The sequence below is a fragment of the Streptomyces katrae genome (genome assembly GCF_002028425.1).
GTDB classification, from domain to species: Bacteria; Actinomycetota; Actinomycetes; order Streptomycetales; family Streptomycetaceae; genus Streptomyces; species Streptomyces katrae_A.
This window is the reverse complement of the sequence record NZ_CP020042.1, coordinates 3665183-3682713: the sequence shown is the minus strand read 5'-3', so window position 1 is coordinate 3682713 and position 17531 is coordinate 3665183. Positions and strand designations below refer to the sequence as shown.

General features: G+C 73.1%; 18 protein-coding genes and 1 pseudogene. 8 read left to right on the top strand and 11 right to left on the bottom strand.

Features of this window, described 5'->3' with window-relative positions; translation table 11 throughout:
• The first annotated feature begins 84 nt into the window (after positions 1-84).
• Positions 85-915: a diacylglycerol kinase gene (locus B4U46_RS16580; RefSeq protein WP_079428266.1), complete on the top strand. Its 831-nt coding sequence runs from the start codon at positions 85-87 to the stop codon at positions 913-915.
• A gap of 57 nt (positions 916-972) precedes the next feature.
• Here the strand turns inward: B4U46_RS16580 and B4U46_RS16575 are convergent, their stop codons facing one another.
• The 7 genes from B4U46_RS16575 to B4U46_RS38340 form a co-directional block, all read right to left on the bottom strand.
• Positions 973-2190 carry a cytochrome P450 gene (locus B4U46_RS16575; protein WP_079428264.1) on the bottom strand — a complete coding sequence of 406 codons (1218 nt, stop codon included), beginning with the start codon at positions 2188-2190 and terminating at the stop codon, positions 973-975.
• Positions 2191-2199: 9 nt separating this feature from the next.
• Positions 2200-2859 carry a response regulator gene (locus B4U46_RS16570; protein WP_079428262.1) on the bottom strand — a complete coding sequence of 220 codons (660 nt, stop codon included), beginning with the start codon at positions 2857-2859 and terminating at the stop codon, positions 2200-2202.
• Entirely contained in the window at positions 2856-4184 is a 1329-nt protein-coding gene (locus B4U46_RS16565) for a sensor histidine kinase (RefSeq protein WP_079428260.1), read from the bottom strand. Before B4U46_RS16565 ends, B4U46_RS16570 begins: the two co-directional genes overlap by 4 nt.
• Before the next feature lie 87 nt (positions 4185-4271).
• Complete coding sequence (locus B4U46_RS16560) at positions 4272-4943, bottom strand: response regulator (RefSeq protein ID WP_079428258.1); 672 nt, start codon at positions 4941-4943, stop codon at positions 4272-4274.
• Positions 4940-6262, bottom strand: coding sequence for a sensor histidine kinase (locus tag B4U46_RS16555; protein ID WP_237292919.1), 1323 nt, complete (start codon positions 6260-6262; stop codon positions 4940-4942). The genes B4U46_RS16560 and B4U46_RS16555 overlap by 4 nt, the downstream gene beginning before the upstream one ends.
• A 64-nt stretch (positions 6263-6326) precedes the next feature.
• The gene (locus tag B4U46_RS16550) at positions 6327-7550 is read right to left on the bottom strand and encodes an acyltransferase family protein (protein WP_107438273.1); all 1224 of its coding nucleotides are present in this window, start codon (positions 7548-7550) and stop codon (positions 6327-6329) included.
• Positions 7543-8583, bottom strand: coding sequence for an alpha/beta hydrolase (locus tag B4U46_RS38340; protein ID WP_079428254.1), 1041 nt, complete (start codon positions 8581-8583; stop codon positions 7543-7545). The genes B4U46_RS16550 and B4U46_RS38340 overlap by 8 nt, the downstream gene beginning before the upstream one ends.
• 174 nt (positions 8584-8757) lie before the next feature.
• Here B4U46_RS38340 and B4U46_RS16540 point away from each other — a divergent pair, with 174 nt between their 5' ends.
• A complete protein-coding gene (locus tag B4U46_RS16540; RefSeq protein ID WP_079431803.1) occupies positions 8758-9234 on the top strand; it encodes an HIT family protein in 477 nt (158 codons plus the stop codon).
• 51 nt (positions 9235-9285) lie between these two features.
• On the opposite strand, the pseudogene B4U46_RS16535 reads toward B4U46_RS16540, so the two are convergent.
• From B4U46_RS16535 to B4U46_RS16525, 3 genes and pseudogenes are all read right to left on the bottom strand, one after another.
• Positions 9286-10265, bottom strand: a pseudogene (locus B4U46_RS16535) (IS5 family transposase).
• Between the two features lie 73 nt (positions 10266-10338).
• Positions 10339-10902, bottom strand: coding sequence for a MarR family winged helix-turn-helix transcriptional regulator (locus B4U46_RS16530; RefSeq protein ID WP_079428252.1), 564 nt, complete (start codon positions 10900-10902; stop codon positions 10339-10341).
• Entirely contained in the window at positions 10895-11500 is a 606-nt protein-coding gene (locus B4U46_RS16525) for a DJ-1/PfpI family protein (RefSeq protein WP_079431802.1), read from the bottom strand. Before B4U46_RS16525 ends, B4U46_RS16530 begins: the two co-directional genes overlap by 8 nt.
• A 364-nt stretch (positions 11501-11864) precedes the next feature.
• On the opposite strand from B4U46_RS16525, the gene B4U46_RS16520 reads away from it, so the two are divergent.
• The 3 genes from B4U46_RS16520 to B4U46_RS16510 all read left to right on the top strand — a co-directional run bounded on the left by B4U46_RS16520 (position 11865) and on the right by B4U46_RS16510 (position 14755).
• Positions 11865-13217, top strand: coding sequence for an aspartate aminotransferase family protein (locus B4U46_RS16520; RefSeq protein WP_079428250.1), 1353 nt, complete (start codon positions 11865-11867; stop codon positions 13215-13217).
• A gap of 108 nt (positions 13218-13325) precedes the next feature.
• Entirely contained in the window at positions 13326-13994 is a 669-nt protein-coding gene (locus tag B4U46_RS16515; RefSeq protein ID WP_079428248.1) for a GntR family transcriptional regulator, read from the top strand.
• A 110-nt stretch (positions 13995-14104) separates the two neighbouring features.
• A complete protein-coding gene (locus tag B4U46_RS16510) occupies positions 14105-14755 on the top strand; it encodes a hypothetical protein (protein WP_079428246.1) in 651 nt (216 codons plus the stop codon).
• Between the two features lie 15 nt (positions 14756-14770).
• Here the strand turns inward: B4U46_RS16510 and B4U46_RS16505 are convergent, their stop codons facing one another.
• On the bottom strand, positions 14771-15496 hold the full coding sequence (locus B4U46_RS16505; RefSeq protein ID WP_185117294.1) for an SLATT domain-containing protein: 726 nt from the start codon (positions 15494-15496) through the stop codon (positions 14771-14773).
• Between the two features lie 277 nt (positions 15497-15773).
• Between B4U46_RS16505 and B4U46_RS16500 the strand changes: the two genes are divergently transcribed.
• The 3 genes from B4U46_RS16500 (at position 15774) to B4U46_RS16490 (ending at position 17444) form a co-directional block, all read left to right on the top strand.
• A complete protein-coding gene (locus B4U46_RS16500) occupies positions 15774-16121 on the top strand; it encodes a YbaB/EbfC family nucleoid-associated protein (protein ID WP_045945808.1) in 348 nt (115 codons plus the stop codon).
• An 83-nt stretch (positions 16122-16204) separates the two neighbouring features.
• Positions 16205-16804 carry a recombination mediator RecR gene (gene recR, locus B4U46_RS16495; protein ID WP_042816380.1) on the top strand — a complete coding sequence of 200 codons (600 nt, stop codon included), beginning with the start codon at positions 16205-16207 and terminating at the stop codon, positions 16802-16804.
• Positions 16797-17444 carry a DUF5063 domain-containing protein gene (locus tag B4U46_RS16490; RefSeq protein ID WP_079428242.1) on the top strand — a complete coding sequence of 216 codons (648 nt, stop codon included), beginning with the start codon at positions 16797-16799 and terminating at the stop codon, positions 17442-17444. The genes recR and B4U46_RS16490 overlap by 8 nt, the downstream gene beginning before the upstream one ends.
• The last annotated feature ends 87 nt before the right edge of the window (positions 17445-17531 follow it).

The following is a 17531-nucleotide window of genomic DNA, read 5'->3' as shown; positions in this document are numbered from 1 at the left end:
AAGGCCCTGGCGCAATAGCGCAAGGGCCTCTTGCACAAAGATGCTACCCGAGGAAGGACCGAGGTGTCGGCTCCAGAGCCCACCATGAGCCATGCGGGCGCGCCGGTAGGCGGTCTGCTCGTGCTCGTCGACCCGGTCGCCCGCCGTCTTGACGGCGAGTCCGTGCGAATCGCGAAGGATGTGTTGTCAGCGGGGGCTGCGGCGAAAATCTGCCTCCCGGATTCGCAGGAGGAATTTGCGCGGGCGCTCGCCCGCCGGGGTCATCGGCGGCCGGTGGTGGTCGGCGACGACCGGGCGCTGGTGCGGGCCGTGGGGCTGCTGCACGGGGAGCCGGGACCCGGGGACGCCGCCGTCTCCCTCGTGCCGGTGGGGCCGGCGGGGTCGCTGGCGCTGGCGCGTTCGCTGGGGGTGCCGCTGTCGGCGGTGTTCGCGGCGCGGGCCGCGCTGGACGGGGTCCCGCGGCCGCGGGACCTGCTGGTGGACGACTGCGGCGGGGTGGTGCTGGGCGGTCTGCGGATCACCGGCCCGCCCCCGGCGCAGGCCGCGCGGCGGGCCGGGGGGTACCGGTCGTTGCTGCGGACGCTGCTGCCGGCTCCGGCGGCGGCGCCCGGGGCGGGGCGGCCGGTGCAGTCGCTGCGGGTGGAGGTGGACGGGGTGGTGCTGGTGGGCGAGGACCGGCCGGTGGAGGACGTCGCGGTACGGACCCGGGAGGACGGCGGGCCGGCCCGGGTGGTGGTCCGGGTCCGGGGCGGGGCGCCGCTGACGGGGCACGGGGAGGCGGTGACGGTGTCCGTGACGGGCCCCGCTGCGGCGTTCCACTACCGCGCCGACCACGCCCAGCCCGGCGCCCCGACCCGCCGCCGCACCTGGACCCGCCACCCGTCGGCCTGGTCCCTGACGCTGCCCCGCCCCTGAGGCCGCGCCGCCCCTGAGGCCGCGCCGCCCGGGGCGGCCCGCCCCGGGAGCCGCCGCTCAGAACTCGACCGGCAGCTCCCGCAGGCCCCGGATGACGTAGCCCTCCTGCCACTGCGGCTCCCGGACGAGCCGCATCGGCGGGACCTTCTCGTCCAGCAGCGCGCCGAACGAGGAGACCAGCTCCAGGCGGGCCAGCGGGGCGCCCAGGCAGTAGTGGATGCCGGCGCCGAACGTCAGGTGCGGGTTGTCGGCCCGGGCGAGGTCCAGCGTGTCCGGGTCCTCGAAGCGCGCGGGGTCCCGGTTGGCGGACCCGAAGAGCAGGGCGACCTCGGCACCGCGCGGGATCACGGTGTCCCCCACCTCGATGTCGTCGAGCACCCAGCGCTCGAACATTTGTAGGGGTGTGTCGTAGCGCATGAGTTCATCCACAGCTGTGGACAACTTTTCGGGACTGGGGGATCCGGGGAGCGCGCGCAGCCCGGCGAGCTGTGCGGGATTGCGGAAAAGGGCCCACCAGCCGTTGACGGTGGTGTTGACCGTCGCCTCGTGCCCGGCGTTCAGCAGGAGGACACAGGTGGAGATCATCTCCTGCTCGCTGAGCCGGCCCCCCTCATCGTGGGCGGCGATCAGCGCGGAGATCAAATCCGGGCCGGGCCGCCGGCGCCGCTCGGCGATCAGCTCCCGCAGATAGGCGCTGAACTCCACACTGGCCGTCACCGCCCGCCGCGCGGTCTCCGCGTCCGGCCGGAGCTCGAACATCCCGCAGATGTCCGCCGACCAGGGCCGCAGCAGCCCGCGGTCCGCCTCCGGGATCCCCAGCAGCTCCGCGATCACCGCCACCGGCAGCGGCTCGGCGACGGCCGTCAGCAGGTCCCCGCCGCCCTCGGCCAGCAGCCCGGCCACCAGCTCCCGCGCCAGCCGCTCCACGGCGGGCGCGAGCCGCTCGACCGTGCGCGGGGTGAACGCCTTCGACACCAGCCGTCGCACCCGCCCGTGCGCGGGATCCTCCAGATCCAGCAGCCCGTTGCCGTTGAGCACGTGGAAGGGCTCGTGCTCCGGGGGCGGGGCCTCGCGCCCGAACTCCTCGTGGCTGAACCGGTGCAGGTAGGTCCGCCCCAGCCTGCGGTCCCGCAGCAGCGCGCTCACATCGGCGTAGTGCGACACCAGCCACTGCCCGGTCGCCTGCGACCACTCGGCCCGCCCCCGTTCCCGCAACTCCCGGTAGGCGGGGTACGGATCGGCGACGAAGCCGGCGTCCCACGGATCAAAGCCCATCCCCGCAGCCTAAGCCGGTGTCACCAGCCGTGTCTCGTAGGCGTACACCGCCGCCTGCGTACGGTCCCGCAGCCCCAGCTTCACCAGGACGCGGCTCACATGCGTCTTGATCGTGGACTCCGCGACCAGCAGCCGGTCGGCTATCTCCGCGTTGGACAGCCCCTGGGCGATCAGCACCAGCACCTCCGTCTCCCGCTCCGTCAACTCCCCCACCCCCGCCGGATCCGGGGCCCGGGCGACCTCCGACAGCTTCGAGAACTCCAGGATCAGCCGCTTCGTCACCGAAGGGGCCAGCAGCGCCTCCCCGGCCGCCACCACCCGCACCCCCTCCGCCAGCTGCCGCGCGGACGCGTCCTTCAGCAGGAACCCCGAAGCCCCCGCCCGCAGCGCCTGGTACACGTACTCGTCGAGGTCGAACGTCGTCAGGACCAGCACCTTCGCGTCCGTGTCGGCCGCCACGATGTGCCGGGTCGCCTCCAGCCCGTTCATCTCCGGCATCCGGATGTCCATCAGCACCACGTCCGGCCGCAGCGCCGCCACCTGCGCGATCGCCTGCCGACCGTCGACCGCCTCACCGACGACCTCGATGCCCTCCATCGCGTTCAGCAGGACGGAGAACCCCTCGCGGACCATCATCTGGTCGTCGACGATCAACACCCTGATCGTCATACCGGCGACTCCTCCGGCTGCGGCCGGCTGCGCACCGGAAGGAACACGGCCACCTCGTACCCGCCGCCCGCGCTCTCCCCGGCCGTCATCTCCCCCTCCAGCATGGCCACCCGCTCCCGCATCCCCGTGATCCCGTGCCCGGCGCCCGGCGAGGGCCGGACGTCCCCGACCGCCGGGCCGTTGACCACCCGTATCCCCAAGCCCCCCAGCACGTACGAGAGCTCCACCCCGGCCGACGCCCCCGGCGCGTGCCGCAGGCTGTTGCTCAGCGCCTCCTGCACGATCCGGTACGCCGACAGCTCCACGCCCTGCGGCAGTTCGCGCACCGCCCCCGTGACCGTCTTGTCCACGCTCAGCCCGGCCTCCCGCACATTGGCCAGCAGCCCGTCCAGCGAGGCGAGCGTCGGCTGCGGGGCCTGGGGGGCCTCGTAGTCCGCGGACCGGACCACACCCAGCACCCGGCGCAGCTCCGTCAGCGCCGCCACCGCGTTCTCCCGGATGGTGGCGAAGGCCGCCTCCAGCTCCGGCGGCGGGTTCTTCACCCGGTACGGGGCCGCCTCCGCCTGGATCGCCACCACCGACATGTGGTGCGCCACCACGTCATGCAGCTCGCGCGCGATGGTCGTCCGCTCCTCCAGCAGGGTCCGCCGGTCCCGCTCGACGGCCGTCACCTCCTGCTGCGCCGTCACCTCCTGCCTCGCCTCCCGCCGGGTGTTGCGCACGGTCACCGCCAGCAGCAGCACCGCCGAGGCGACCACCATCGGCGCCGGCTGCACCGAACCGGCGGAGCCCACGAGGACCGGCAGGGCCGTCCCGAACACCAGGGTGATGACCCACATCCATCCGGCCACCCGGGGCCGGGTCCGCATCGCCACGAACGCCATCACCGCGAGCTGCCCGACGAAGGTGGCCGGCGACCACGGCCAGACCATGATCCGGTCCTGGAGCATGGACAGCACCGCGGTGACGGCCAGGGCCGCCCAGAACGCGCCCACCGGCCGCACCAGGGTCATCAGCACCGGAACCGCCGCCAGCACGCCGATCACCAGGGCCTGGACCGGCGGCACCCCGTCGAAGCTGTCGGTGTTCCCCAGCAGGAACACGAAGAACGCCATCGCCGCCACCGCCGCATGCGGCAGGTAGGCGGCCTTCGGCCGTATCCGCCGCGGCAGCAGCCGGGGCAGCCGCCCGTCGGTCCGCATCGGGGCGAGCGGCCGGTAGGCGAAGGCATCGGTGAGCAGGTCGTCACGCAGGCTCTGGATCAAGCCTGAAGCCAGCCGCAGTTCGGGAGGCCGGGGGGTCGCCCCGGTGGTCGTCTCGGTCATGCCTTCACCGTAGGCCGGGGCCCGGTTCGTCCGCGTCGCCGCTGAAGGGGATTTCCCGGGGTCCCTCTCAGGTACTACACGGGCCCGTCAGTAGCCCGTCGGACGGATCAGACCCGTCTCGTACGCGAACACCGCCGCCTGCGTGCGGTCCCGCAGGCCCAGCTTCACCAGGATCCGGCCCACATGCGTCTTCACCGTCTGCTCCGCCAGCACCAGATGCTCCGCGATCTCCGCGTTGGACAGCCCCTGGGCGATCAGCGACAGCACCTCCGTCTCCCGCTCCGTCAGGTCCCGCAGCCGCGCCTTCGACGGCGCGCGCGGGGCACCCAGCCGGGAGAACTCGGTGATCAGCCGCTTGGTGATGTTCGGCGACAGCAGGGCCTCCCCGGCCGCCACCACCCGTACCGCCTCGGCCAGCTGATCGGCCGAGGCGTCCTTCAGCAGGAACCCGGAGGCACCGGCGCGCAGCGCCTCGTACACGTACTCGTCCAGGTCGAAGGTGGTCAGCACGAGGACCTTCACCGCGCAGTCCGGGACGGCGGTGATGACCGAGGTGGCCTCGATGCCACCCATCCCGGGCATGCGGATGTCCATCAGGACCACGTCCGGCCCGAGTTCGGCGGCCTTCGCCACCGCGTCCGACCCGTCGACGGCCTGGCCGACCACCTCGATGTCGGGCTGGGCGTTGAGCAGAACGGTGAAGCCCTGCCGGACCATCATCTGATCGTCGGCGATCATCACCCTGATCGGAGTGCTCATGCGTCCTTCTTCGTCTCGTGGGAGGACCGGCCCGGCGGGTCCACGGGGAGGACGGCGCTCACCTCGTACCCGCCGTCGGGGCGCGGCCCGGCGGCCAGTTCGCCCCCCAGCATGCCCGCCCGCTCCCGCATCCCGAGCAGCCCGTGCCCGGCGCCCGGCGAGGGGGGCACGGGCCGGGTCGGAGCGGAGTTCGCCACGCACAGGTGCAGGTCACGCGGCCCGTAGGCGATGCCGACCTCCACCCGGGAACCGGGGGCGTGCCGCAGGCAGTTGCTGAGCGCCTCCTGCACGATCCGGTACGCGGTCAGCTCCACGCCCGGGGTCAGGGGCCGCCGGATCCCCGCCACCTCCTGGGTGACCTCCAGCCCGGCGCCGCGCACGTTGTCCACGAGCCCGTCCAGTTCGGCGAGGGTGGGCTGCGGATGGTGCGGGCCGGCCGGATCCCCGGGCTGCTCGGACCGCAGCACGCCCAGCACCCGGCGCAGCTCCGTCAGGGCCTCCAGGGCGTTCTCGCGGATGCCCGCCAGGTTCTCCCTGAGCTCCTCGGAAGGGTTCTCCACCAGGTGCGGGGCGACCTGCGCCTGGATGGAGATCACCGACATGTGGTGGGCGACCACGTCGTGCAGCTCGCGGGCGATGCGGCTGCGCTCCTCCAGCAGGGTCCGCCGGGCCCGCTCCTCCTCGGTCAAGGTCTCTTGTGCGACGAGCTGGCTGCGGGCCAGCCGGGTGGCGCGCAGGGCGTACCCGAGGAGCCCGGCGAAGCCGAAGACGAGGAGTGCGCCGATCGCGCTGCTCTGGCTGTGCTCGGGCTTGAACGCCCCCTCGGCCACGCCGGTGGCGGCGATGGAGACCCCGATGACCGCGGCCGTGACCTTCGGTGGCACGCGCAGGGCCACGAGCAGGACCAGCGGCGCGAAGGCGAAGGGCCCGATCGGCGTCCAGGGCCAGCTCTGGCCCGGTCCGACGTGGCCGTGGATCGTGGAGGCGATGAACCCGGCCGTCACCAGCCCGAGCCACCAGGCGGCGATCGGACGGAACATCGCGGCCACGATCGAGAAGCCGGTGAACAAGGAGAGGACGACGATGCGCGGATCGTGCACGCCGTAGTGGTCCTGGAGCTGAAGGGACGTCATGAACCCGAAGAAGACGGCCGCGTACACGATGAGCCCGTGCGGCAGCCGGGCCAGCCACCGGGGCCGCTTCATGGGCGGCAGCGGGTCCCGCCGGAGGGTGAACAACTGCCCGGCCACCCCGTGCTGGGCGCGGCCGTCCCGCTCGGGGGAGGTCACCGGTGCCGGGGGTACGCTCTGCTCGTTCACGCCGCCCAGCGTAGGCAGTGTCTTGGGGAGCAGGCCGGGCCCGGGTCGACCCGAAAGGGACCGCCTAGGCACGGAAGCCTCCCGGGGCCGCTGCCGGACGCCGGTCACGGCTGGTACGGGTGGTGTCCGCGGCGGTGTCCGCAGCGCCCGCGACACGGCCGGCCGCCCGCGGCCGGGGCCGCTCGTGGACCCGGAACGCGGCCCAGCAGACGGCCAGGACCCCGGCGAACACCGGCAGCCACAGCAGCCGGGCGGCGATCCAGCCCACCGAGACGGGCACCGTGTGCAGCCCGGGCAGATCGGTGGAGACCAGCAGTCCGAGCGCGGTGACGGCCATCATCGAGGTCTGGTGCCACAGGAACACGGTCATCGCCGACAGGTTCAGCAACGCCACCTTCGCCCAGGTCCGGGGCCGGCGCATCGCCCTGGCCAGCGGCTCGCGCACCAGCAGGGCCAGCCCGCACTGGGCCAGACCGAACGCGACGGCGGCCAGCGTCGGCGGGTTCAGGTTCGATATCGCCGCCCCGGGCACCCCCACCATCGACGCCGGATACCCGCCCCACAGGACCAGCGCGGCGGTGGCGGCCGCCCCACCGCCCAGCAGCAACAGGGCCGGACGCCGCCGGGCGAACGCCCCCCGGGCCCAGGCGGCCCCCAGGGTGTAGGGGACGAGCCAGCCGGCGGCCACGTTGACCCAGCCGGCCCACTGCGGCCCGCCGAGCCCGAACCGCCACACGTCGACCCCCGCCACCACGGCCAGCGGCCACACCGGGCTGAGCCGGGCCACCAGCGGAGTCGCGGCGGTGAGCGCGGCGAACACCAGCAGGAACCACAGCGGCGACCACGCCAGCGTGAGCAGCGTCTCCACGGTCTCCCCTCCGGCCCCGCCCAGCAGCAGTCCGCCCGCCACGACCACCCACAGGGCGACCACCGCCGCCACCGGACGGAACAGCCGCCCCAGCCGCTGCCGGACCCAGTCCCCGTACGCGACCCCGCGCGCCCGCGCCGACGCGTACCCCTGGGCCGCGACATGGCCGCCGACCAGGAAGAACACGGCCAGGGTCTGGAACACCCAGGACACCGGGGCCAGCCAGGGCATGCGCACCAGCGGGCTCGTGCCCTGCAGGGCGCCGTCGCCCGTGGTCAGGGCGGTGACCAGCCAGTGCCCGAGCACCACCCCGAGGATCGCGAAGGCCCGCAGGGCGTCCACGGCCCGGTCCCTCCCGGCCGGGGTCGCACGGTCCACCCGCTCCGCGAGCGTGGCCCACCGGTCGCGCACCTCAGACATGCGGGACCACCTCCGCGCCGAGGACGATGCGGGCCAGGCTGTCGAGGGAGGCGGTGCCGGGCTTGAGGTAGTCGCTGTGCCCGGCGGTGCCCGCCGCGAAGACCCGGGCGCCGAAGGCGGGGTCCACGGGATCGGGGCCGAACCCGACCCCGTGGACCCGGACATGCGGCACGCCCCCGATCCAGTCCTCACTGCCCCGCCCGGCCCACACCCGGGCCCGGGTCGGCAGTCCGGCCGCGGAAGCGCCCCCCGTACCCGGGCTGCCGAACAAGGCGATGTCCGTCACCCCGGGGCCGGTCTCCGTGCGGGCGCAGACCACCGAGCCGTAGGAGTGGCACAGCAGCGATATCCGGGCGCCGGCCGGGGCGAGACCCGGCAGCCGGGTCAGGAACGGTCCGAGCTGGGCGGCGGCCTCGTCGGCGCGGTCGGCGGTCAGCACGGTGGTGCTGACCGTGCCCGGGGTGTCGTACCCGAGCCAGGCGATCACCGCGGAGCGCGGGTGTTCCTCCGTCAGCCGCCGCTGAAGGCTGAGCGCGCCGTCGCGGAAGCGCCGGTAGGTGTCCAGGGTCGTGTCGGAGCCGGGCACCAGCACCGCTATCCGGTCGGCGGCGCCCAGATCGCCGAAGACCTCTATGGCCCGGCCCCTGCCCCGCCCGTCAAAGGTGAGGAACCGCGCGTCCCCCTCTCCCGCCGACGCCATCTCCCGCAGCTTCGCCGCCCGCTCGACCCGGCCCGCCTCCTCGGCCATCCGGGCCGATTCGGCGAGGTTGGCGAGGTTGGCGGCATAACGGTCGCGCGGAGCGGCGGACTCGGCGAACACGGCCGGCGCCGGCGCCGGTACCCGGGGGGAAGCGGCGGCGGACACGGGGACGACCACGGCCGCGGCGACGATCCCCGCCAGCAGCGTGCGCCGCAGCCGGCCCCCACGGCCGCGGAACCGGCCGCCGCGGCCGTTGTCGCCGTCGACGTCGTTGCCGTTGCCGTTGCCGTTGCCGTTGCCGTTGCAGTCCTCGCTGTTCAGCCGGCTGTTCATGGCGGTGCCCCCGTACTTCGCTCCCGATCGGGCACTCGCCCGCTCCGGTACCGAAGTTAGGAATCCGGACCCCTGGTCGGCATCACACTGCGGAGCCGCCTTCAAACTGGCTCTCAGGTATGACGCGCCCTACCTGAGAGCCAGCGCCGCGGCTAGGGTCCGGGAATGATCGACATCGGCAACGACTGGCGGCAGGACCGCATCGGCAGCGCCCACCGGGGGCAGAACCCCACCGTCCTGCGCCGCCTGGAGGCAGGATTCGCGGCGATCGGGGACCGGCAGTTCCTCCCCGGCTACTCCGTCCTGCTCACCGACGACCCCGCTGTGACCCGCCTCTCCGACCTCACGCCGGCCCGCCGCACCGCCTACCTCGCCGACCTGGACCGGTTCGCCGAGGCCGTCGAGCGCGCCTGCGCCCGCCTCGACCCGGCCTTCCGCCGCGTCAACATCGAGATCCTGGGCAACACCGACCCGTACCTGCACGCCCACATCTGGCCGCGTTACGACTGGGAGCCCGCCGACCTCGTCCGGATGCCGGTCTGGCTCTACCGGGACGAGGAGTACTGGCGCGGCGACCGCCACGCCCTGGCACCCCGCCACGACGCGGTACGCACCGCCATCACGGAGGAACTGGACCGGCTCACCGGATGACGCAATCCGCCCGGACCCCCCTCCAGTCCTAGGGCCTGTGTGATGTTGTGATCAGTCGGCGGTCTTCAGGAGGTCGTCGATCCAGATCATTGTGGCGCGGAGGTGGAGGCCGGCGAGGTAGCTCTGGGGCGCCTTGTCGTAGCGGGTGGCGATGCCTCGCCAGGCCTTCAGCTTGTTGATCAGGCGTTCGACGGTGTTCCGCTCTTTGTAGAGGCCGGCGTCGTGGCTGACGGGCCGGCCGCCCCTTGCGCCCTTCTTCTTCCGGTTGGCGGCCTGGTCCTTCTTCTCCGGGATGACTGCCTTGATGTTGCGTTTGCGCAGGTAGGTGCGGTTGCCGCGGGATGAGTAGGCCTTGTCCGCGGCGACCGCGCCGGGTCTGGTGCGGGGGCGGCCGACGGGCAGCCGGACCCGCACCTTGCCCAGCACAGGGATGAACTGAGGGCTGTCGGCGGCCTGTCCGACGGTCAGGACGAACGCGAGCGGACGGCATTGCCGGTCCGCGGCGAGATGAATCTTGGTCGTCAGTCCACCGCGGGACCTGCCGAGCAGGGCTTCCTTCATGCGGAGCTTGCGTCTGAGCCGGACGCGCCGGCGCTCGGCCTGTCCGTTCTGTTCCTCCGGTCCGCCCCTTTTTTCCGGGCCTCCTCCTGCTCGCGCGCAGCCTCTTCCAGGGCCTCCATGAGGTCCTCGCCGATACGCATCCCGGCGGCGTCGTGGTGGGCGCGGACCGTGGTGGAGTCCACGCTGACCAGCGACAAGTCCGTTCTCCCGGTGCGGGCCGCTGCGGCGATCAGGCCTTCCAGCAGGGCGGAGAAGACGCCGGCGTCCCGCCAGACGCGGAAGCGCCCGTAGACGGTGGCCCAGGGCCCGAACTCAGCGGGCATCTCCCGCCACTGGGCACTGGACCGGAACCGCCAGATCACCCCTTCGAACTGTTCCCGCAGTCGCTCGGGGTACGGTCCGTACCTGCCGATCGGCAGGTACGGCTCGATGAACTTCCACTGGGCATCGGTCAGTTGCCTACGCGTCACGGCCACAGTCCTACCGGGTTCCGCTCCACGAAGAGGGCAGAACCCAGCAACTGATCACGACATCACACAGGCCCTAGTCCCGGTCATACGTGAGAGGGGCGCTGTCCGACCCGTCCAGCTCGAGGCGCCGGACCCGGCCTGCACAGCCGCCGGGTTCCGACGCCAGCGTGGCCAGGGCCTGGGACAGGCGTTCCAGTGCCGCCGCCGTCTCCGCGAAGGCCGTTTCGCCCAGGAGGGCCGCCAGCCGGGCCGCCAGTTCCGCGTGGGCCGGCCCGATGCGGGCGATCGCCGCGCGCCCCTCCTCCGTCGGACGGAGCAGTTTGGCCCGGCGGTGCGCGGGGTTCGGCACGTACTCGGCGAGCCCCCTGGCGGCCAGCAGGTCTGCCACGCGCTGCACGCTCTGCCGGGTGATCCCCATCTTCCGGGCGATCCCGGCGACGGGCAGCGGATCCGTCAGTACCGCGCCGAGCACCTGCCCCCACGCGGCCGTCAGCCCCGCCGGCCGGGCCAGTTCCTCGGAGACGGCGAGGAACTGGCCGTTCAGCTGGAAGACGCCGAGCGCGGTCCGGCTGAGCAGGTCCTGCCGCTCCCGCCCGGACAGGGGCTCTGCGGGATCCCGCGGCACCGGCTCAGGCATCGCCGGCTTCCGCCGCCGCCATCAGGACCGGGAAGGCGCCGGCGTCGGAGTCGTGGAAGAGCCGGTACCAGGCGTCCAGTACGTCCGGCTTGTACACCCCCAGCCGGGCGAACACCTCCCGGGCGAAGGCCACCGGTTCCGTCGGCCCAGCCGTGATCAGGTCGCCCGCGGTGACCGCGTCGGCCTCCACGTACCGGGCGGCGCCCCCGTACCCCGGCTGCGCGGCGAGGTAGGCGGCGGCCCCGCTGGTGTGCGGGCGGTCGTCCAGCAGGCCTTCCCGGGCGAGGCCCGCCGTGGCCCCGCAAATCGCCGCGACCGGTACCCCGGCCGCAAGGAACTCGCGGGCCTTGGCCGCGAACGGGGCCAGTTCGTCGCCGGTGTCCCACAGCCGCGCGCCCGTCAGGATCAGCAGCGAGGAGTCCTCGGGGCGCAGGTCGGCCAGGGAGAGGTCGGGCTGGACGCGCAGGCCGCCCATGGTGGTGACCGGCACCCCGGCCGCCGGGCCGACTGTGCGGATCCGGTGGCCGCGCTGCGTGAGGTGCGCGGTGGTGTGGCCGGTCTCCCAGTCCGCGTACGTGTCGTAGACCGCGAGGTGCACGGGCCGCGTGGTCGCGGGGGCCGCCGCAGTGACCGGGGTCGCCGCAGCGACGGGGGCGGCCGCGGCAGCGACTGGGGTGGCCGCAGCGACGGGGGTGGCCGCGGCGACTGGGGTGGCCGCAGCGACGGGGGTGGCCGCGGCGACCGGGTGGGCCGCGGCGACGGGGGTGGCCGCAGCGATCGGGGTGTTCATGGGACGCCTCCGGGATACGAGCGGACGGAGCGCGGGAGGGACACCACCACGCTCCCCTCATGACAGCATGCTGTCAATACCGCTCCGGGCCGACAGACTGCCGAGGGCGGCCCCCCACCCCCATACAGTCCGCCGATATCCCTTCCCACCTGCGCACTTCTAGCGTGACGCCATGACCCCTCATGTCACCGGCGCGACCGTCAAGGCCGCCGACCGCGCTCACGTCTTCCACTCGTGGTCCGCCCAGGCCCTGATCGACCCGCTGGCCGTCGCCGGGGCCGAGGGCTCCTACTTCTGGGACTACGACGGGAACCGCTTCCTCGACTTCGCCTCCCAGCTGGTCAACACCAACATCGGCCACCAGCACCCCAAGGTGGTCGCGGCCGTGCAGGAGCAGGCCGCCAAGCTGTGCACCCTGGCGCCCGGTTTCGCCGTGGACGTCCGCTCCGAGGCCGCGCGCCTGATCGCGGAGCGCACCCCCGGCGACCTCGACAAGATCTTCTTCACCAACGGCGGCGCCGAGGCCGTGGAGAACGCCGTCCGCATGGCCCGGCTGCACACCGGCCGCCAGAAGGTGCTGTCCACCTACCGCTCGTACCACGGTGCCACCGCCGCCGCGATCAACCTCACCGGCGACCCGCGCCGCTGGCCCTCCGACACCGCCTCCGCCGGTGTCGTGCACTTCTGGGGCCCCTTCCTCTACCGCTCGCCCTTCCACGCCACCACCGAGGCCGAGGAGTGCGAGCGCGCCCTCGCCCACCTCGCCGACACCCTCGCCTTCGAGGGCCCGCAGTCCGTCGCCGCGATCATCCTGGAGTCGGTGCCCGGCACCGCCGGCATCATGACCCCGCCGCCCGGCTACCTGGCCGGCGTCCGCGAGCTCTGCGACCGCTACGGCATCGTCTTCATCCTGGATGAGGTCATGTCCGGCTTCGGCCGCACCGGCAAGTGGTTCGCCGCCGACCACTGGGACGTCACCCCCGACCTGATCACCTTCGCCAAGGGCGTGAACAGCGGATACGTGCCGCTCGGCGGCGTCGCCATCTCCGGTGCCATCGCCGAGACCTTCGCCACCCGCCCCTACCCGGGCGGACTGACCTACTCCGGCCACCCCCTGGCCTGCGCCGCCGCCGTCGCCACGATCAACACGATGGCGCAAGAGGGCATCGTCGAGAACGCCGCCCGTGTCGGCGCCGAGGTCATCGGCCCCGGGCTCGCCGAGCTCGCCGAGCGCCACCCGTCCGTCGGCGAGGTCCGCGGGCTCGGCACCTTCTGGGCGGTGGAGCTCGTACGGGACAAGGAGACGCGCGAGCCGCTCGTCCCGTACAACGCCGCCGGCGCCGACAACGCTCCCATGGCCGAGTTCACGGCGGCCTGCAAGGCGTCCGGACTGTGGCCGTTCGTCAACATGAACCGGACGCACGTCGTCCCCCCGTGCAACGTCACGGACGCCGAGGCCAAGGAGGGCCTGGCGCTCCTCGACGCGGCCCTCACCGTCGCCGACCGCCACACCACGGGGGCCTGATCGTCCGCATAGCGGTCGGTATCTCCGGATAACGGCGGGGAACCGATCGGTTTCGGCCGCGCTGTCTGGCCTAAGGTGTCCGAAGTTCTACCGAGGAGACGGGCCCCTATGTCAGGCAGCGGCGGAGGTGTCACCCGCAGCACCCTGCGACAGCAGATCGCGGACGCGCTGCGTGACGAGGTGCTCGCGGGCCGTCTGCCCCCGGGCACCGAGTTCACGGTCAAGCAGATCGCCGAGCAGTATGAGGTCTCCGCGACCCCGGTCCGCGAGGCGCTCGTCGACCTCTCCGCACAGGGGCTGCTGGAATCGGTGCAGCACCGGGGCTTCCGGGTCCGCGTCTACTCCGTGGACGACTACCGGGGCATGATCGAGGCCCGGATGCTGATACTGGACGGGATCTTCCGCCGGCTCGTCGAGTGCGGGACCGCGCCCGGTTCGGCCGAGCGGCTGGTGTCCGTGCGCCGCCGCGCGGAGGAGGCGCGGCGGGCCGCGCGCAGCGGTTCGCTCGAAGTGCTGATCGGCTACGACCTGCGGTTCTGGCGGGAGCTCAGCGGGCTGGTCGGCAACACGTACATCACCGAGTTCCTGCACCGGATCCGCGTGCAGTGCTGGGTCTTCTCCGTGCCGCACCTCCAGGAGGCCCCGGAGCTGGGGACCGCCCTGTGGGACGGGCACGGCGAGCTGGTCGACGCGGTGACGCTGGCCGACGCCGAGGAGGTGCGCCGCATCGTGCGCGCCTACAACCAGCACGGGCTGGACTGGGCCGCCACCCTCTGAGGCGCGGGCCCGGCGTCAGCCCGTCGCGCCAGGTTCTGCGCACCCCTTCGCGGAGCGTGTCCGGCGCATTACGCTGACCGGATCGGCGGCAACGACTGATCGGAGCCCGCGTGGCCTGTGACCTGTGGCTGGTCCCCCTTGTCGACGTGCTGTGCCACAGCCCCGACAACCCCTTCGCGGAGGAGATCGCCGCGTACGACAAGGCGCTGGGCGAGGCGGGTCTGCCGTCGGTGCCCGTGTTCGCCTACATGCCGGGCCTGAGCGGGGACGTGGCCCCGGTGGCCGGTTTCGACTACGACGCCCTGCACTTCCTGCGGCGGGCGTACCTGCTGCAGGTCTGCGGACTGCCGGTGACGCCGGTGGACGAGCTGGGCGGGGACTACGAGCAGCTGCTGGAGATGTTCGAGCCCACCGCGCAGCAGTCGCACCTGGTGTGGCACTACGACCACGCCGGGGCCTACGTCCCGGTGGACTTCCCCGCGCCGCTGGCCAACGAGGAGCTGCTGGCCGGGGGCGGTCCGCTGGGGTCGGCGCAGGGGCTGCTGCGGGAGCTGGCCTTCGTCGCCCCCGCGATCGGGATAAACCCCGTGAATCCCCCCGCCGCGCCGGCGCCGCCGGGCGGACCGACGGCGCTGGAGGAGCCGGCGGGGCCGATCCCGTACGATGCGAGCCCCTTCGCGCGGGAGCGGCACGTCTGGCTGGGCCTGCACGCGGCGGCCACCCGGAGCCTGGGCCAGGGCTCCATGATCATCTTTAGCTGAGGGGGCCCGCCCCGCTCAGCGGGGCTGCTCCGGGGGCCGCTGGCGCGGCATGTTCGGGCGGGTGCCCGGGGGGAGGGGGAAGCGGGCCGGGGGGAGCCCCGGGTCCGGGCGGGCCGGGGCGGCGGCCAGGGACTGCATGGCCAGCGGCGTCGGCCCTGCCCGGAACTCCACCATCCAGTCGGCCGTCTCGGAGCGCACCAGTTCCGTGACGTCCTCCGAGAACCGTCGCAGCACCGTCAGACAGCGCTCGGCGGCCTCGCTCGCCGTCCCCTCCGTCGGCCCCAGCACCTCGCGCACGTTCTCCGAGGCCCAGTCGAACTGGAGCGTCTGGAGCCTGCGCTGCACCGCCTGGGCGGTCGCCACGTCGCGCATCCACCCCGACGTCAGCCCGAAGAACCGGTCGCAGGCCAGGCAGGCCGCGGCCAGCAGCAGCGAGAGGTAGCCGTACGGGGCCACCCCGGGAGCCGAGCCGGTCAGCTCCAGCAGCGGCATCGCCGCCCCCGTGACGGCGCCCACGGCCGCGCCCGCCCGCAGGGTCCGCGCGCCCCGCCGCTTCCAGGCCCGGTCCGACAGGTACCACTCGGCGGTGCGCAGGGCGTCGGCCTCCACCCGCCGGTAGAGCTCGTCGAGCCGCTCGGCGGGCTCGCCCCAGTCGCCGAGGGGGAACGGCCGGCCGGTCAGGTCGCCGTCCTCTGCGGGATCCCGGGGTGGCCCCTCGGGCTGCATCTCCGGCTGACTCACCCGGGCACTCCCTCTGCCTGCACTGACGTGTCGTGGTGCGCGTGTGCGCAATGGTGCGCATGCTCTTCCTACCTTCGAATGACACGCGATGGACAACGAATCCCCGGTTTTCCGCCCGCAAGGAGGGCTCCCTCAGGGACGCGCACGCCCCCTCTCTCACCCGAAAGAGTTGGTCCTCCCGGCGTAGGGCGCGGCGCGCGGGGAGCACGTAGGCTCGGATTGACCGAGCGTTCCCGACGGCCGAAGCCAGGCCGATGCGCAGATGGAGTGAGTACCCGTGATTCCCGGTGGTGGCCAGCCCAACATGCAGCAGCTCCTCCAGCAGGCCCAGAAGATGCAGCGCGACCTTGCGACGGCCCAGGAGGAGCTGGCCCGGACCGAGGTCGAGGGGCAGGCCGGCGGCGGCCTGGTGAAGGCCACCGTCACAGGTTCCGGTGAGCTGCGGGCCCTGGTCATCGACCCGAAGGCCGTGGACCCGGAGGACACCGAGACCCTTGCCGACCTGGTCGTCGCGGCGGTCCAGGCGGCCAACGAGAACGCGCAGGCGCTCCAGCAGCAGAAGCTGGGCCCGCTGGCCCAGGGCCTGGGCGGCGCCGGCAGCGGCATCCCCGGCCTCCCCTTCTAGCCCGCCCCTTTCGTTCCCGTCCCTTCCCTTTCCCTCCCCGTTCCCTGTAGAACACGGCACCAGAACCGAAAGAAGGCATTCCGTTGTACGAAGGCGTGGTCCAGGACCTGATCGACGAGCTGGGCAGGCTGCCCGGCGTCGGGCCCAAGAGCGCGCAGCGGATCGCCTTCCACATCCTGCAGGCCGAGCCCACCGACGTCCGCCGCCTCGCGCACGCGCTGCTCGAGGTCAAGGAGAAGGTCCGGTTCTGCGCGGTCTGCGGGAACGTGGCGCAGGAGGAGCGATGCGGCATCTGCCGCGACCCGCGCCGCGACGCCACGGTGATCTGCGTGGTCGAGGAGCCGAAGGACGTGGTCGCGATCGAGCGGACCCGCGAGTTCCGGGGCAAGTACCACGTCCTGGGCGGCGCGATCAGCCCGATCGAGGGCGTCGGCCCCGACGACCTGCGCATCCGCGAGCTGCTGGCGCGCCTCGCGGACGGGACGGTCACCGAGCTGATCCTCGCGACCGACCCGAACCTGGAGGGCGAGGCGACCGCCACCTACCTCGCCCGCATGATCAAGCCCATGGGCCTGAAGGTCACCCGCCTGGCCAGCGGGCTCCCCGTCGGGGGAGACCTGGAGTACGCGGACGAGGTCACGCTCGGGCGGGCCTTTGAAGGAAGGCGACTTCTCGATGTCTGACGCAACGCTGCACGCCCTGGGACAGGATCCGGACGACTTCGCCGCCTCGATCGCGGACCAGATCGAGTCCTTCCTCGTCGCGGTCACCGAGGTGGCCAAGGGCGAGGACCCGGACAGCGCCGTTCCCTTCCTCCTCCTGGAGGTGTCCCAGCTGCTGCTGGCGGGCGGCCGGCTGGGCGCGTACCAGGACGTCCTGCCCGAGGAGCGCTACGAGCCCGACCTGGGCCCGGAGCCGGACGTGGACGAGCTGCGCGAGCGGTTCGCCGTGATGCTGGAGCCGGTCGACGTCTACTCCGAGGTCTTCGACCCGTACGAGCCGCGCAAGGCCCCGGTCGCGCACCGGATCTCCGACGACCTGGCCGACGTGGTCGCCGACCTGCGGCACGGGCTCATCCACCACCAGGCGGGCCGGGTCACCGAGGCGCTGTGGTGGTGGCAGTTCTCGTACTTCACCAACTGGGGGCCGACGGCCTCGGCCACCCTGCGGGCCCTCCAGTCGCTGATCTCGCACGTCCGTCTCGACCAGCCGCTCGCGGCCCTGGACGGCCTGGACACGGACGAGGACCTGACCGAGGAGGACCTCGTGGAGCAGGCCGGCCAGGTCATGGAGCAGGAGCTCGGCCGTCTCGGCCGTAAATAATCCCATCTCATGATGTGGTACGAGGCGGTCGGATCCCGGCCGCTCGTTAGACTGCACCCGCAATGAGACGGACCGAGCGAGGAGCGC